We start from the raw sequence: 13,913 nt of genomic DNA, 5'->3' as shown, positions 1-13,913 counted from the left end.
CCACGCGTTGCGCGGCGCTTGGTCAAACGATTTCAGCGGGCTGTGATCGGACGGGAGTGTCCACTGGCCGGCGTGTTAGGCCCAGACACCTTGCGTGGCACTACGGATTTTGCGCATATTTTCGCCATAGACCTCGGGGCTGTCCACTGATCCACCTTTGAAAACGGCCGAACCCGCAACCAGCACATCTGCGCCCGCTTCTACGACTAGGGGAGCTGTGGTCGGGTCCACACCTCCGTCAATCTCAATATGGATTGGACGATCGCCGATCATGGCACGCAAGTTGCGAATCTTGCTGCTCATGTCGATAAACTTCTGGCCGCCGAAGCCGGGATTTACGGTCATCACACAGACCAGATCTGTCAGGTCCAGCAAATGGGCAACTGCCTCGGCAGGGGTGCCGGGGTTGAGGGCGATACCGGCTTTCATACCTGCACCACGAATTGCTTGCAGCGTGCGGTGGATATGGGGTCCGGCTTCGATGTGCGCGGTTAACACATCGGCACCCGCGTCTGCATAGGCGTCGATATAGGGATCAACCGGCGCAATCATCAGGTGTACATCCATCACGGTTTTTACGTGCGGGCGGAACGCCTTCACGGCCATCGGTCCGAAGGTAAGGTTCGGAACAAAATGCCCATCCATCACATCAATGTGGACCCAGTCGGCCCCCTGGGCTTCAATAGCCTGGATCTCTTGGCCGAAATTGGCAAAGTCAGCCGAGAGGATCGAGGGCGCGATCTTGATGTTGCGGTCGAAAGACATGGCAGCAGTTCCTTGGTTCGATGGACAGCGTTGCGCCGCCATATAGCGGCTTGTGACCCGCGCGCCTAGAGGGGCACATCCTCTATCGTTTGCACCGTTACAAAACCTTCACCCCGATGACACACAAGTTTTGATCAGGCTCCTTAAGCAGTCCCGTAAAGAGACGGGAGCCTCAAGTGCTGCGAATTGACAAACTGACCAAGAGATTCGGCGACAAAATTGCGGTGGATACCGCAACGCTGGATATCGACAAGCCTTGCATGATTGGAATTATCGGCCGGTCCGGCGCTGGTAAATCCACGCTGCTGCGCATGATCAACCGTTTGGGGGATGCTAGCGAAGGACGCATCCTGTTCGAAGGGCGGGACGTGACGCAGCTGCGCGGCAAAGAAAAGCGTGCCTGGCAGTCCGATTGCGCGATGATCTTTCAGCAATTCAATCTGGTGCCGCGCATGGATGTCGTGTCCAACGTGTTGCACGGAACGCTCAATCGTCGCTCCACGCTGGCAACATTGTTCAACCTCTACCCGATGGACGACATTCACCGCGCCATCGATATTCTTGACCGTCTTGGCATTGCTGAGCACGCGGCAAAGCGCGCTGAAGCATTGTCAGGCGGGCAGCAGCAAAGGGTCGCAATTGCGCGCGCTCTGATGCAGGATCCAAGCATCATCCTTGCGGATGAACCGATTGCCTCACTTGATCCGATGAATGCCCAAACCGTGATGGAGGCCCTGCGCCGCATCCACGAGGAAGACGGGCGCACGGTGATTGCCAACCTTCACACGCTTGATACTGCGCGGCGCTATTGCGACCGGGTCGTGGGAATGCGTGACGGGCGGATCGTCTTTGACGGCCTGCCAGAGCAGCTAACCACAGGTGTTGCCCGCGAGATCTACGGGGCTGGGGCTGATTTTTCCGAAGCGGCGACCTCTACGGAGATCGAGACCCTGAATCGTACCAAGCCGCGCCGAGCGCCGACTGCTGCGGTCTGAACCCTTTTCCATTCCAAACCCGGACGCTGCTGTGCCGGGATGACCAAAGAGAGAGACTGATAATGAAACATCTTTTTGCTGCCGTTCTGGCCACCACAGCCCTGACCGCTCCGGTTATGGCTGACACTGCCGAGATCAAAGAGTTCCGCATCGGCATTCTGGGTGGTGAGAACGCACAGGACCGTTTGAACAACAACGAGTGCCTGCGTCAGAAAACCGAAGACCTGCTGGGTGTTGAGACCAAGCTGTTTGCACCAGCCGACTATAACGGCGTGATCCAGGGCCTGCTGGGCGGTACCATCGACATGGCGTGGCTGGGTGCTTCTGGTTATGCAAAGACCTACCTCAGCGATCCTGCGGCGGTTGAGCCGATCTTGGTAAAAGTGAACAACGACGGCGGTTACGGCTACTACTCCATAGGCTTTGCTCGCAAGGACAGCGGCATCACCTCGCTTGACCAGATGCAAGGCAAGACTTTTGGTTTCGGCGATCCGAACTCCACCTCTGGCTTTCTGATCCCGTCGATTGAAATCCCCGAAGCGACAGGGGCAACCATGACGTCCGGTGATTTTTTCGGAGAAGTGAAATTCACTGGTGGCCACGAGCAGACCATCGTTGCGGTTGCCAATGGCGATGTCGACGCCGGCGTCAGCTGGGCTGACGGTCTGGGCGAATGGGAAGATGGTTTCAATTCCGGCGCGCTGCGACGTGCAGTAGATGCCGGTCTTGTTGATATGAACGATCTGGTGCAGATCTGGCAGTCCAAGCCAATCCCCGAAGGTCCGGTCGTTCTGCGTACTGAACTGCCCGAAGACGTCAAGCTCAAGATGACCGGCTTGATGGCATCTCTGCAGTCCATGGACGAAGAATGCTTCTACGGGGTTGCCGCAGGCGAAGCCAAAGGCTTCATGCCGATCACTCACGAAGCCTATGAGGTGATCATTGAAGCGCGCAAATTGAAGTCCAATTGATTTTAGCACCAAAGCGTGCGGGGTTCGGAACGAAAGTACCGAGCCCCGCCATTTTTTGACCACCATGTTCGATTGTCGCAAGCCAGATTTGTCAGCAATACTGACACGCAGCCTTTGGCATATTTCAAACGTGGCTATCCCTGACGATGCAGGATCCAATAGATGACAGATGCAACAGCCTCGGCGCCCACGGTGGCCGACATACAGGCGGACTACACGGCGCTGATACAGCGAAAACGCCTATATGGCGGGGTATTGTTGGCGGTTTTCGTCGCAATGATGGCCGCCGGATTTCGGGTTGCGGATGATCGCAACGCTGGATCTTTCTGGAATGGGATCACCCATGTTTTTGACTATCCGGCTGAGGTCCTTTCAGAAGCGGTGGAAAAAATCTCCCTTCTGCCCGAGCATCTGGTGCATTTCTTCCCGGCACTGGTTGAAACCCTGAACATTGCGGCAGCGGCGACGTTGATCGGTGCGTTGTTTGGGACCGTTCTATCGCTGTTGGCGACACGCGGATTGGCACGCTGGCCTGCGCTAATTCCGTTGTTCCGCCGTCTTCTTGATATCTTTCGCGCCATCCCTGAGATTGTGATTGCTCTGGTGTTGATCTTCCTCTTGGGCGGTGGCCCCGTGCCCGCAATGATTGCCATTGCCATTCACACAGCGGGTGCCTTGGGAAAACTGTTTTCTGAGGTCAACGAGAACGCATCACTCAAGCCGGTCGAAGGGCTGGCGTCGGTTGGCGCAGGCTGGGCGCAACGTATGGTGCTGGGTGTCTTTCCTCAGGTCGGGCCGAACTATGTGAGCTACGCGCTCTTGCGGTTCGAAATCAACATTCGCGCTTCTGCAATCCTTGGGTTCGTCGGCGCCGGTGGCATTGGATACGAACTCCGTAATGCCATGTCCTGGGGGCAGGGGCGCTACGACGAGGCTGCTGCTATTTTTCTCTTGTTGTTCCTTACGATTGTTTTGGTCGACCAATTTTCCGGCAAGCTGCGTGATCGGCTGACCCATGGAGCAAAGCTATGACCACATTTGACACCACGGTTCCGCCAACCTTGCGTAAACTGGATATGGAACGGCTGTTCGTGCGCAAGCGCATGTTCAGCTTTGTGTTGCCGCTGTTCGTATTGGCCTATCTTGCCTATGTGTTTGTGTCCTTCGACGTCATGGGGCTGGCAGAGCGGATGAACCCGCAAAACGCCCGCACGTTGGTGGCGGACAGCTATAGCTACAAGACCCATGTGACCCGCGATAACCGCGATGGAACCGTCAGCGTTTCCGTCGAGGGGGAACGCAAGGGCGCTTATCCCGAAGGCCAGTCGCCGGAGTGGGTCAGTCTGGCTGCTGCGCCCGACGCTGTAACCGTGATTGACTTAGAAGACGGCCATCAAGTCCGTTTTGGACCTGAAACGGTTGAGTTTGATATACCGGGCTATGGCACTATTCGGGCCACGCCCAGCAAGACGGCAGGAGTGCAGGCTGAATTCCCGACAGGTGAACTGCCCGATTGGATCAGTGCCTCCAAGAACCGTTTGGCGGTCACCACCGACGCCGGACGTTTGACCGTCACGCGGAACCGGTCGGAGGTGTTTCGTTACTTTGCGGGATGGGAGTTGTTCTTCTTTACGCTCGACAGCCCTTATCACGGTGTGGGCATCGGAAAACTGATGACGCTGGCAGCAACGGGTGAAGTCGGCGCGATATTCCACGACTTCTGGACCAACAAGATGTGGCGACACCAGGATGTGGCCTGGGCGATTTTCGAAACACTTCTCATGGCTTTCCTTGGCACTATGGGGGCTGGTCTCATTGCGCTGCCGCTGGCCTTTGCTGCGACCCGCAACTTCATGCCACTGCGCAGCGTGCGTTTCGCCACTAGACGCTTTTTTGACTTTGTGAGGGGCGTTGACTCGCTGATTTGGACAGTGGTCCTGGCCCGTGCCTTTGGCCCCGGGCCGTTGACCGGCGCGCTGGCAATTCTGGTGACAGACACAGGCACCTTTGGCAAAATATTCTCCGAAGCGCTTGAGAATGTTGATCAGAAGCAGATCGAAGGCGTTGCTTCCACTGGGGCAAAACCGGCGCAGCGCTATCGCTTTGGTGTGATCCCGCAGATCACTCCGGTGTTGCTAAGTCAGCTGCTTTATTTCCTTGAATCCAACACTCGTAGCGCAACCATCATTGGTGCAATTACCGGGGGTGGGATTGGCCTTCTGCTGACGCAAGCCATCATTACCCAGAAGGATTGGGAAGAAGTCGCCTATTACATTGTGCTGATCATCCTGATGGTGATGCTGATGGATTGGATGTCCGGCTGGCTCCGTCGTCGCCTGATCAAGGGTGAGCCGGGCCGCAAAGCACGCCGCAACGGGGCCGTGATGCTACTGCCCTGAACCGCAGGCTATCTCCCTGCTGTAACCAAGCAACCATAGGCCCATTGGATGCCTATGGTTGCTGACCATATTCGTCCCTTGCCGACCATGATCTTGCGAAAGCCCCAACATGCCGCGTCTTTCAGTTAATCAGCCTGCCCTGCATCCGAATTGTAAGATCACCAACAGTAGCTTTGGAACCTATGTAGAGATCGGTGCAGACAGCCGCGTGCTCAACAGTCGTTTCGGGGACTACAGTTATTGTGACCGCAACTGCGATATCGCTAATACCGAGATCGGTAAATTTTCTAATATTGCCAGCGCTGTGCGAATTGGTGCAACGGATCATCCGCTGGACAAAGCGTCGCTGCATCATTTCCTGTACCGCTCATCAAGCTATTGGGACGATGTCGACGACGATGCCAATTGGTTTGACCACCGGGCCAGTCGCAGGGCAGAGATAGGAAACGACACCTGGATTGGGCATGGTGCGCTGATCAAGCCCGACGTGACCATTGGCCACGGCGCGGTTGTGGCGTCCGGGGCCGTGGTAACCAAGGATGTCGCCCCATACACGATTGTTGGTGGCAATACCGCGCAGCTGATCCGCCGTCGCCTGACCGAGGCCGTTGCCGAGCAGATGATGGAACTGGGCTGGTGGCATTGGGAGAGCGCACGACTGAGAGACGCGGTTCCCGACTTTCGTACGCTGAGCGCGGAAGCATTTCTGGAAAAATACGCGTGATATCCAAACCCGGCGAACCTTTGACAAGCAGAGTGGAGTGCAGCGGATCAACCGTCGTTGTCGTCACTGACTGTCAGTGTCACGCGATCCCCCGCAAACCAAGTGCGCCCGAATTCCACCGGTTGTCCTCCGGGGGCGGCATTTATCCCGGTTGTCCGCAGGATGGGGCTGCCTTCTGACAGTTGCAGATGCAGCGCTTGTGTCGCTGTAGCCAGCTTTGCTGTGATGCGCGTTTCAATGCGGGTGAAGTCGGCTACACCACATCGATGAAGAGCTTCGGTAACAGAATGCGTCTCTGCTAGGGCGTCGAGCAGATCTGGCAGCGGATCAGCGGGAAAGATGCTCTGGAACAGAGCGATGGGTTGGTCATCTGCGAGCGATAACCCGTTATAGACATGGACTGTGGCGCCAAGATCCAACCCGAGAGCCTCCGCCTCTCTTTTGCCAGCGGCGCGGGTTTCCAGTGTCAGGATTTTCTTTGCAGGGATGCGGCCAAGGCGGGCCAGATTTTGGTGGAAACGAACCCGCTTGCCAATTGGGTAGTCAGTTGGGCGGGCAGCGACAAAGACACCGGCACCCCGGCGCGCGTGGACAAGACTTTGCTCTGCCATCTCTGCAAGGGCGCGTCGCACCGTGTGACGGTTGACGCCGAACCGACTGGCCAGCTGGATCTCAGGCGGTAGCTTGTCACCGGTCCGATAGCGGCCCTGTGCGATGTCGTCTGTCAAAGCGATTGCAATGGATTTCCAAATTGGGGTGCGCGCCATGTCACGAAACTTTCACAAGGTTGCCGTTGCGCCGCATGGGGCGACTCGGATAACATTTGTCTAGTTGTATAGTTTATGTAGACAATCCGGCCAAGAGGCTTTGAAGCAATGAACAGCGATAATACTACGGTTGATAGGGCCCAAAACGGGATTGATACCCGCAAGGGCTGGATGAGCCTGCTCGCCACCGCCAAGGAAAGCGCCCTGCAGGATTTGTGGCAGCGATACGGGAAAAACCCTGATCACGACTGGCTGCGTGCACCAGAGGCGGGTGGCGTCATGGTGCGTGGGCGAATGGGGGCTAGCGGTGCTCCGTTCAATCTGGGCGAGATGACCGTCACCCGTTGCGCGCTGACACTCGCCGATGGCACCGTGGGCCACGGTTATGTGCAGGGCCGCAGCAAGACCAAAGCAGAGATCGCCGCCAAGATTGATGCATTGATGCAGACCGAAGCTGCCGATGGGCTTCGCCAAGCCGTTCTGACACCGTTGCAAGCGGACAAACAGGCCGAGCAAACCCGCCGCGCGGCGAAGGCCGCCGCCACGAAAGTGGATTTTTTCACCATGGTGCGAGGGGAAGACTGATGTCTGCGCAGCTCCAAAGCTCTCATTTCGCGGGTGGTTTTGTAACGCCTGCGATTCAATCTGCGCATGCCTTTCGGGCCGCGATGACGGCCATGGCACGTCCGGGTACGCTTTGCGATATCTCCGGTGGAACCCCGCCCGAAGGGGTGTCGGAGGCTGCGGGCAGCTTGCTGCTCACGCTCTGTGATCCAGAAACTGGGCTCTATCTGGCAGCGGACGTGGACCGACCTGCTTTGCGCGATTGGATCACCTTTCATACTGGCGCGCCCATTGTGACTGCGGCAGAGGCTGATTTCGCCCTTGGCGGTTGGGCCGCATTGGCGCCCTATGACGCCTACCGTATCGGAACGGCGGAGTATCCCGACCGCTCTGCTACGTTGATCGTGGAAGTGGTGGGTTTTGACCAGGCTAACGCGCTGATGCGCGGACCGGGAATTAAGGAAACCGCTAAGGCAGCTTTACCGGACATCGCTCCGTTTCAGGCGAACGCGAGCCTCTTTCCGCTTGGGTTTGATACCTATTTTACCGCAGGCACCCAGATCGCGGCGTTGCCCCGGTCAAGCCAGATCACCTGCCTATCAAGCGAGGAGAGCTGACTATGTATGTTGCTGTAAAGGGTGGTGAACGTGCCATCGACAATGCCCATGGCTGGTTGGCGGAAGAGCGTCGCGGTGATGTCAGTATCGCGGCACTCAGCTTGGCACAGATCCGCGAACAGCTAAGCCTCGCTGTAAACCGGGTGATGGCGGAAGGATCTCTCTACGATCCTGATCTGGCGGCGCTGGCGATCAAACAGGCCCGTGGTGATCTGATCGAGGCGATTTTTCTGGTCCGAGCCTACCGTACCACGTTGCCCCGTTTGGGCGCATCCGAACCGATAGAGACCAGTCGCATGGCCTGTGATCGCCGGATTTCGGCGACGTTCAAGGATGCCCCCGGGGGGCAGGTGCTTGGCCCAACCTTCGACTACACTCACCGGCTGCTGGATTTCAAATTGGCCGCAGAAGAGGGCGAAGATGCAGTGCCCAAGGCCGCCGAGGGCGAGCCACGCCAGGAGGAGACACCGCATATTCTGTCATTTCTGGATGATGAGGACATTATCGAACAGGAACCGCGATGCGACGCCGAACCCGGTGATCTGACACGGCAGCCGATGTCGTTCCCGGCAGGACGCGCAGTGCGATTGCAGTCGCTGACGCGCGGGGATGAAGGGTTCATCCTAGGCATGGCCTATTCGACTCAACGCGGATACGCACGCAACCACGCCTTTGTGGGCGAGCTGCGCATCGGCACCGTACCGGTCGAGATGGAGATCCCCGAACTTGGTTTCGCCATCGAGATTGGCGAGGTGGAGCTGACCGAGTGTGAGACAGTGAACCAGTTCAAGGGCTCGAAAACGGTGCCGCCGCAGTTCACCCGCGGCTATGGTCTGGTGTTCGGTCAGTCAGAGCGTAAATCCATCGCTATGGCGCTGGTCGATCGCGCCCTGCGATGGGAGGAGCTGGGCGAGGACAACCTTGGCGCCGCCGCACAGGACGAGGAATTTGTCCTAAGCCACGCCGATAATATTCAGGCCACCGGTTTTCTGGAGCACATCAAGCTGCCGCACTATGTGGACTTTCAGTCCGAGCTGGAGCTGGTCCGCAAACTGCGCCGCGAAGCAACTGAGCTGGCAGAAACTCTTTCGGCACGGGAGGCTGCGGAATGAGTTCAGTCACCCCCGTTACCCGTGTCTGTATCACCGCGTTCACTGAGCTTTTGGAAGTCGATTCCGAAGCTATCAAACGCGGCGAACACGACAAAAGCAACAGCTGCCGCAATCAAAGCGTCCAAAGTAACCTCCTGATGGGTTTCCAGCCCGGGGCTGAGAGGGCATTTCATGTCTGACTACAACTTTGCATATCTCGACGAGCAGACCAAGCGGATGATCCGCCGGGCGATCCTCAAAGGGCTGGCGGTGCCGGGCTATCAGGTGCCTTTTGCCAGCCGCGAAATGCCGATGCCTTATGGCTGGGGCACTGGCGGCGTGCAGGTGTCGGCGGCCACGCTGACGCCGGACGACACGCTGAAAGTGATCGACCAAGGGGCCGACGACACCACCAACGCGGTGTCGATCCGCAAGTTCTTTGAAAACACAGCGGGCGTGGCCACCACCGAGGAAACCGCAAAGGCCAGCATCATTCAGACCCGCCACCGGATTCCAGAAGCGAATCTGAGCGAGGATCAGATCCTTGTCTATCAGGTCCCGATCCCGGAGCCGTTGCGCTTTTTAGAGCCGCGCGAAACCGAAACCCGCAAGATGCACAGCTTGCAGGAATACGGATTGATGCACGTGAAACTTTATGAAGACATCAGCCAGCACGGTGCCATTGCGACGTCCTATGCCTATCCGGTGAAAGTGGCTGGTCGCTATGTCATGGACCCGTCCCCCATTCCGAAATTCGACAATCCCAAGATGAACATGGCAGCGATCCAGCTGTTTGGCGCGGGGCGTGAACAGCGCATCTATGCGGTGCCGCCTTATACCGAAGTGGTCTCTCTTGATTTCGAGGACTACCCGTTCGAGGCCAGCAAGGCTGATCATCCCTGCGATCTCTGCGCGGCAGAGGACAGCTATCTGGATGAGGTGATTCTGGATGATGCGGGCAACCGGATGTTTGTCTGCTCTGACACGGATTATTGCCGATCCCGGCGTGACGCAGGCCATATTGGCCGCCTGAGTGAGGAAGCCGCGTAATGACGCCTTTGTTGCAAGTAAAGAACCTGGCCAAGATGTATGGCGCACGGATTGGCTGCACAGATGTCAGCTTTGACTTATATCCCGGTGAGGTTATGGGCATCGTGGGCGAGAGTGGATCCGGCAAGTCGACGCTGCTCAATAGCATGGCCGGACATCTGATGCCGGATCGGGGTGAGGTGATCTTTGACACCCGCGCGGACGGACCGGTGGACACCGTTACGATGTCAGAGCCTGCACGCCGGATGCTGTCACGCACCGATTGGGCGTTTGTGCATCAGCATGCCCGCGACGGGCTGCGCATGTCGGTCTCGGCAGGCGGCAACATTGGCGAGCGGCTGATGGCTGTGGGGGATCGTCACTATGGAGACATCCGGGCGCGGGCCGCTGATTGGCTGGGCCGTGTAGAAATTTCAGAGTCACGTATCGATGACCGGCCTTCTGCGTTTTCCGGTGGTATGCAGCAGCGCCTTCAGATCGCCCGCAATTTGGTCACCGGGCCCCGGCTGGTCTTCATGGACGAACCGACCGGAGGTCTGGATGTTTCCGTTCAGGCACGTCTGCTGGACCTCTTGCGTGGTCTCGTGCGGGAGATGGGTCTCAGCGCCATCATTGTCACCCACGATCTGGCTGTTGTGCGCCTTTTGGCAGATAGGCTGATGGTGATGAAGGACGGTCATGTGGTTGAAACCGGCCTGACCGATCAGGTGCTGGACGACCCCCAGCACGCCTACACTCAATTGCTGGTCTCCAGCGTTCTCCAGGTCTGAGGGATCAGAGATGATTGAACTTCAAAACGTGAGCAAAAGCTTCACCCTGCACAATCAGGGGGCCGCCGTCATCCCGGTAATGGAAGGCGCGACGCTGAAGGTCGAGCCGGGTGAGTGCATCGGCCTAACCGGTGCATCCGGTGCCGGGAAATCGACCCTAATGCGCGTGGTTTACGGTAATTACCTTGCAGCATCCGGCCGGATTATGGTCGGCGACGTGGATGTGGCGCAGGCAACGCCACGTGACATTCTGGCCTTGCGTCGCGAGACCCTGGGATACGTCAGTCAGTTTCTGCGTGTCGTGCCACGTGTGCCGACGTTGGATGTTGTGGCAGAGCCGCTGCTGGCAGTTGGCGTCGAGCAGGATGCAGCCCGTGACCGGGCGGCGACATTGCTTGCTGGGCTGAACATTCCTGAACGTCTGTGGCAGCTCAGCCCGACGACATTTTCCGGCGGCGAGCAACAGCGGGTGAACATTGCCCGTGGTTTCGCCCACAGCTATCCGGCACTGCTGCTGGATGAGCCGACGGCCAGCTTGGATGCCAAAAATCGGGCAACAGTTCTGGGCCTGATCGCACAGGCCAAGGCGCGGGGGGCTGCGATCATCGGAATTTTCCATGATGAATCCGCGCGTGCGCAGGTCTGTGATCGGTTCGTTGACGTCTCAACCTTTACCCCGCGTGCGGTGGCATGAGCCGTTCGCCACAGAAAGCGCCAGTGATTGCTGTTGTCGGACCCTCTGGCGTTGGTAAAGACAGCTTGATGGACGCGCTCATGCAGCGGCATGCCGGGCTGTTAAAACAGCGTCGGGTTATCACGCGAGCGCCTGAGCTGGGTGGCGAAGATTATGAGGCAGTCAGCGAAGTGGAGTTTGCTGATCTCTGCGCTGAGCGCAGCTTCGCACTGCACTGGGCGGCGCATGGGCTTTTCTATGCCATCCCACAGCAGATTGAGACTGCGCGACGAGAGGCATCTGGGGTCTTGGTGAATCTGTCTCGCAAGGTCTTGCTAGAAGCGCAGGCTGTATTCGGGGATCTTGTTGTTTTGTCGGTGACCGCAAAGCCTGAAGCATTGGCTGCACGGCTCAGCGCGCGCGGGCGCGAGGATACTGCCGAGGTCGAGCGTCGGCTTGCCCGCGCGGGGACCCCGTTGCCTGCGGGGCTGGCCCATGTGGTGGAGGTTGACAATAGCGGTGATCTGCAAACCGCAGTAGTTGCCGCCGAAGCGGCCCTATTGCCTTGGCTTCAACCAGTGAGGGCGTGACGTTGGATCAGATGAAATCGCCCCTCCTGATCCTCGCCAACCAGCGCCAGATCGGCGATCTCCAAGGGCGCGGGCAGCAGCGGCAAAAGTCGCTCTTGCAACACTGTCTCGATCTCCGGCAACTGGGGCTTCGGGCATTTGCCGGTCAGGGTGATATGAAAGCGGAAGCTATCGCCGACGTACGGGTAGCCCCAGGTCACCAGCGCCTGTTCCTGAGCCGGGCTGAGACCAGCGGCGCGGCGCTTGTCCAACTCGACCTCTGGAGCCGGGGCACGAAAATCATCAAGGCTGCGCACGCAGTCAAAGGCGAGCCGGTTCAGACCCAGCTGATCGCCGGTTGGGCACAGCGCCAAAAAACGCCCCATGCGTGTCAGCGCCAGCCCATCAAACCCCACCGGGACAGCCTGTGCTGCGAAACTGGCGAAACATTCGGTCAGCGCCGCGGCCGTTGCCCCTTCAGCAAGGCGAAACGGCGGCTTGATGGTCGCATGCAGGCCGTACTTGCGCGGCGCCGCAGTGATCCTGGCGATATCAAGCCCGGTAGCTTCGGGGTGGGGCAGCGCGCGCCCATGCGCAAGATCCCAGCCCAACCAATGCGCGCCAAAACGGCTCCATTCCGCTTGTTCAGCGGGCACGTAGTAGATCGCGTATCGCGTGAATGTCACATTGGCCTCCTATGCGTGGCCTGTTCTATACCTCAAACCATGTGAAGCTCAGATGACAGAACCTTTGATCCTTGCCAATGCCACCCTTGTTCTGCCGGGCGAAACCCGCACCGGTTTGGTCACATTATCCGGGGGCATCATCACCGATATCGCTGATGGCACGTCTGTGCCCACTGGCGCGATCAACTTTGAGGGTGATTTTCTTTGCCCTGGGCTGATCGAGTTACACACGGATAATCTTGAGCGGCACATCCAGCCAAGGCCCAAGGTTGACTGGCCCCACGCCGCCGCGATCATCGCCCATGATGCAGAACTGGCCGGCACCGGTATCACCACAGTGTTTGACGCGATGCGTGTCGGGTCTATCAAGGCCAAGGAGGCGCGTTATGGTCAATATGCCCGTAGCCTCGCTACCGAGCTGTTGGATCTGCGCACACAGAATGCGTTGAAGATCAGCCATTTTCTTCATCTTAGGGCAGAGGTGTGTTCAGAAACTCTGGTGCAGGAACTGGATGAGTTTGGCGATGCTGATCGGGTTGGGCTGGTGTCGTTGATGGACCACACGCCTGGCCAGCGGCAGTTTCGTGACATGTCCAAGCTCGAAGCTTATGTGAAGGGCAAACACGGCTTTGACGATGCGGGTTTTGCGGCCCATGTGGCAGGGTTGAAACGGATGCGCGATGAATATGGTGACTTGCATGAGATAGAGGCTGTGAAAGCTGCACGCCGCTTTGGTGCGGTTCTTGCCAGCCATGATGACACGACATCTGATCAAGTGGCGGTGTCAGCGGGTCACGGTATCCATCTGGCAGAGTTTCCGACTACGGTTGAGGCTGCGCGGGCCTGCCGCGAACATGGAATCAAGGTCATGATGGGAGCGCCGAACCTGATCCGGGGTGGTTCCCACTCCGGCAATGTCGCTGCAAAAGACCTGGCAGAGCTGGAGCTGCTGGATATTCTGTCTTCTGACTATGTGCCAGCGGCTCTGCTGTTGGCAGCAGCACAGCTGGGCGAAATTTGGGGCGATATGGCACGCGGGTTGGCGACGGTCACTTCCTCTCCGGCAGCGGCCGTAAATCTGACGGATCGCGGTTCGGTTGAAATTGGCAAGCGTGCTGATCTGATCCGCTTCCGTATGCGTGCGGGCGTACCAGCCCTGTCATCGGTCTGGTCGCGCGGCCGCCGTGTAGCCTGATGGCGGAAGCTTAGAAGATAAAGCCCCGGCTCATCATGCCGGGGCTTTATTGTATTCTGTTGAAGGTTCTTGGCTGT

Annotated in this window: 17 protein-coding genes; 13 read left to right on the top strand and 4 right to left on the bottom strand. The window is 58.1% G+C overall.

The window, feature by feature from the left end:
• Positions 1-75 precede the first annotated feature (75 nt).
• Positions 76-765 carry a ribulose-phosphate 3-epimerase gene (rpe, locus tag PhaeoP97_RS14490; RefSeq protein WP_072505667.1) on the bottom strand — a complete coding sequence of 230 codons (690 nt, stop codon included), beginning with the start codon at positions 763-765 and terminating at the stop codon, positions 76-78.
• Between the two features lie 176 nt (positions 766-941).
• On the opposite strand from rpe, the gene phnC reads away from it, so the two are divergent.
• The 5 genes from phnC (at position 942) to PhaeoP97_RS14465 (ending at position 5,854) form a co-directional block, all read left to right on the top strand.
• On the top strand, positions 942-1,760 hold the full coding sequence (gene phnC, locus PhaeoP97_RS14485) for a phosphonate ABC transporter ATP-binding protein (RefSeq protein WP_072505666.1): 819 nt from the start codon (positions 942-944) through the stop codon (positions 1,758-1,760).
• A gap of 62 nt (positions 1,761-1,822) precedes the next feature.
• Positions 1,823-2,731, top strand: a complete 909-nt coding sequence (phnD, locus tag PhaeoP97_RS14480; protein WP_072505665.1) for a phosphonate ABC transporter substrate-binding protein — start codon at positions 1,823-1,825, stop codon at positions 2,729-2,731.
• A 162-nt stretch (positions 2,732-2,893) separates the two neighbouring features.
• Positions 2,894-3,763: a phosphonate ABC transporter, permease protein PhnE gene (gene phnE / locus PhaeoP97_RS14475; protein WP_072505664.1), complete on the top strand. Its 870-nt coding sequence runs from the start codon at positions 2,894-2,896 to the stop codon at positions 3,761-3,763.
• Positions 3,760-5,130, top strand: coding sequence for a phosphonate ABC transporter, permease protein PhnE (phnE, locus tag PhaeoP97_RS14470; RefSeq protein ID WP_072505663.1), 1,371 nt, complete (start codon positions 3,760-3,762; stop codon positions 5,128-5,130). Before phnE (PhaeoP97_RS14475) ends, phnE (PhaeoP97_RS14470) begins: the two co-directional genes overlap by 4 nt.
• Positions 5,131-5,239: 109 nt before the next feature.
• Positions 5,240-5,854: an LbetaH domain-containing protein gene (locus PhaeoP97_RS14465; RefSeq protein ID WP_072505662.1), complete on the top strand. Its 615-nt coding sequence runs from the start codon at positions 5,240-5,242 to the stop codon at positions 5,852-5,854.
• Between the two features lie 47 nt (positions 5,855-5,901).
• Here PhaeoP97_RS14465 and phnF read toward each other — a convergent pair whose 3' ends face one another.
• On the bottom strand, positions 5,902-6,621 hold the full coding sequence (gene phnF, locus PhaeoP97_RS14460) for a phosphonate metabolism transcriptional regulator PhnF (RefSeq protein WP_072505661.1): 720 nt from the start codon (positions 6,619-6,621) through the stop codon (positions 5,902-5,904).
• A gap of 108 nt (positions 6,622-6,729) precedes the next feature.
• Between phnF and phnG the strand changes: the two genes are divergently transcribed.
• From phnG to PhaeoP97_RS14445, 3 genes are read left to right on the top strand one after another with little or no spacing between them, the layout of a single operon-like run.
• Positions 6,730-7,206: a phosphonate C-P lyase system protein PhnG gene (gene phnG, locus PhaeoP97_RS14455; protein ID WP_072505660.1), complete on the top strand. Its 477-nt coding sequence runs from the start codon at positions 6,730-6,732 to the stop codon at positions 7,204-7,206.
• Positions 7,206-7,802, top strand: a complete 597-nt coding sequence (gene phnH / locus PhaeoP97_RS14450) for a phosphonate C-P lyase system protein PhnH (protein ID WP_072505659.1) — start codon at positions 7,206-7,208, stop codon at positions 7,800-7,802. The genes phnG and phnH overlap by 1 nt, the downstream gene beginning before the upstream one ends.
• 2 nt (positions 7,803-7,804) lie before the next feature.
• Positions 7,805-8,914: a carbon-phosphorus lyase complex subunit gene (locus PhaeoP97_RS14445; protein ID WP_072505658.1), complete on the top strand. Its 1,110-nt coding sequence runs from the start codon at positions 7,805-7,807 to the stop codon at positions 8,912-8,914.
• A gap of 2 nt (positions 8,915-8,916) precedes the next feature.
• Here the strand turns inward: PhaeoP97_RS14445 and PhaeoP97_RS20805 are convergent, their stop codons facing one another.
• Complete coding sequence (locus tag PhaeoP97_RS20805; RefSeq protein ID WP_257786525.1) at positions 8,917-9,039, bottom strand: hypothetical protein; 123 nt, start codon at positions 9,037-9,039, stop codon at positions 8,917-8,919.
• A gap of 46 nt (positions 9,040-9,085) precedes the next feature.
• Between PhaeoP97_RS20805 and PhaeoP97_RS14440 the strand changes: the two genes are divergently transcribed.
• From PhaeoP97_RS14440 to phnN, 4 genes are read left to right on the top strand one after another with little or no spacing between them, the layout of a single operon-like run.
• Positions 9,086-9,943: an alpha-D-ribose 1-methylphosphonate 5-phosphate C-P-lyase PhnJ gene (locus tag PhaeoP97_RS14440; RefSeq protein ID WP_072505657.1), complete on the top strand. Its 858-nt coding sequence runs from the start codon at positions 9,086-9,088 to the stop codon at positions 9,941-9,943.
• A complete protein-coding gene (gene phnK / locus PhaeoP97_RS14435) occupies positions 9,943-10,713 on the top strand; it encodes a phosphonate C-P lyase system protein PhnK (protein WP_072505656.1) in 771 nt (256 codons plus the stop codon). The genes PhaeoP97_RS14440 and phnK overlap by 1 nt, the downstream gene beginning before the upstream one ends.
• Before the next feature lie 10 nt (positions 10,714-10,723).
• On the top strand, positions 10,724-11,407 hold the full coding sequence (phnL, locus tag PhaeoP97_RS14430; protein WP_072505655.1) for a phosphonate C-P lyase system protein PhnL: 684 nt from the start codon (positions 10,724-10,726) through the stop codon (positions 11,405-11,407).
• Positions 11,404-11,976: a phosphonate metabolism protein/1,5-bisphosphokinase (PRPP-forming) PhnN gene (phnN, locus tag PhaeoP97_RS14425; RefSeq protein WP_072505654.1), complete on the top strand. Its 573-nt coding sequence runs from the start codon at positions 11,404-11,406 to the stop codon at positions 11,974-11,976. Before phnL ends, phnN begins: the two co-directional genes overlap by 4 nt.
• On the opposite strand, the gene PhaeoP97_RS14420 is transcribed toward phnN, so the two are convergent.
• Entirely contained in the window at positions 11,958-12,641 is a 684-nt protein-coding gene (locus PhaeoP97_RS14420) for a DUF1045 domain-containing protein (protein WP_072505653.1), read from the bottom strand. The genes phnN and PhaeoP97_RS14420 overlap by 19 nt on opposite strands.
• A 52-nt stretch (positions 12,642-12,693) precedes the next feature.
• On the opposite strand from PhaeoP97_RS14420, the gene PhaeoP97_RS14415 reads away from it, so the two are divergent.
• The gene (locus PhaeoP97_RS14415; RefSeq protein WP_072505652.1) at positions 12,694-13,836 is read left to right on the top strand and encodes an alpha-D-ribose 1-methylphosphonate 5-triphosphate diphosphatase; all 1,143 of its coding nucleotides are present in this window, start codon (positions 12,694-12,696) and stop codon (positions 13,834-13,836) included.
• Positions 13,837-13,913 lie beyond the last annotated feature (77 nt).

Source organism: Phaeobacter porticola (assembly GCF_001888185.1).
GTDB classification, from domain to species: domain Bacteria; phylum Pseudomonadota; class Alphaproteobacteria; order Rhodobacterales; family Rhodobacteraceae; genus Phaeobacter; species Phaeobacter porticola.
Note: the sequence above shows the minus strand (reverse complement) of the source record. Positions and strands in the feature narration are given on the sequence as shown.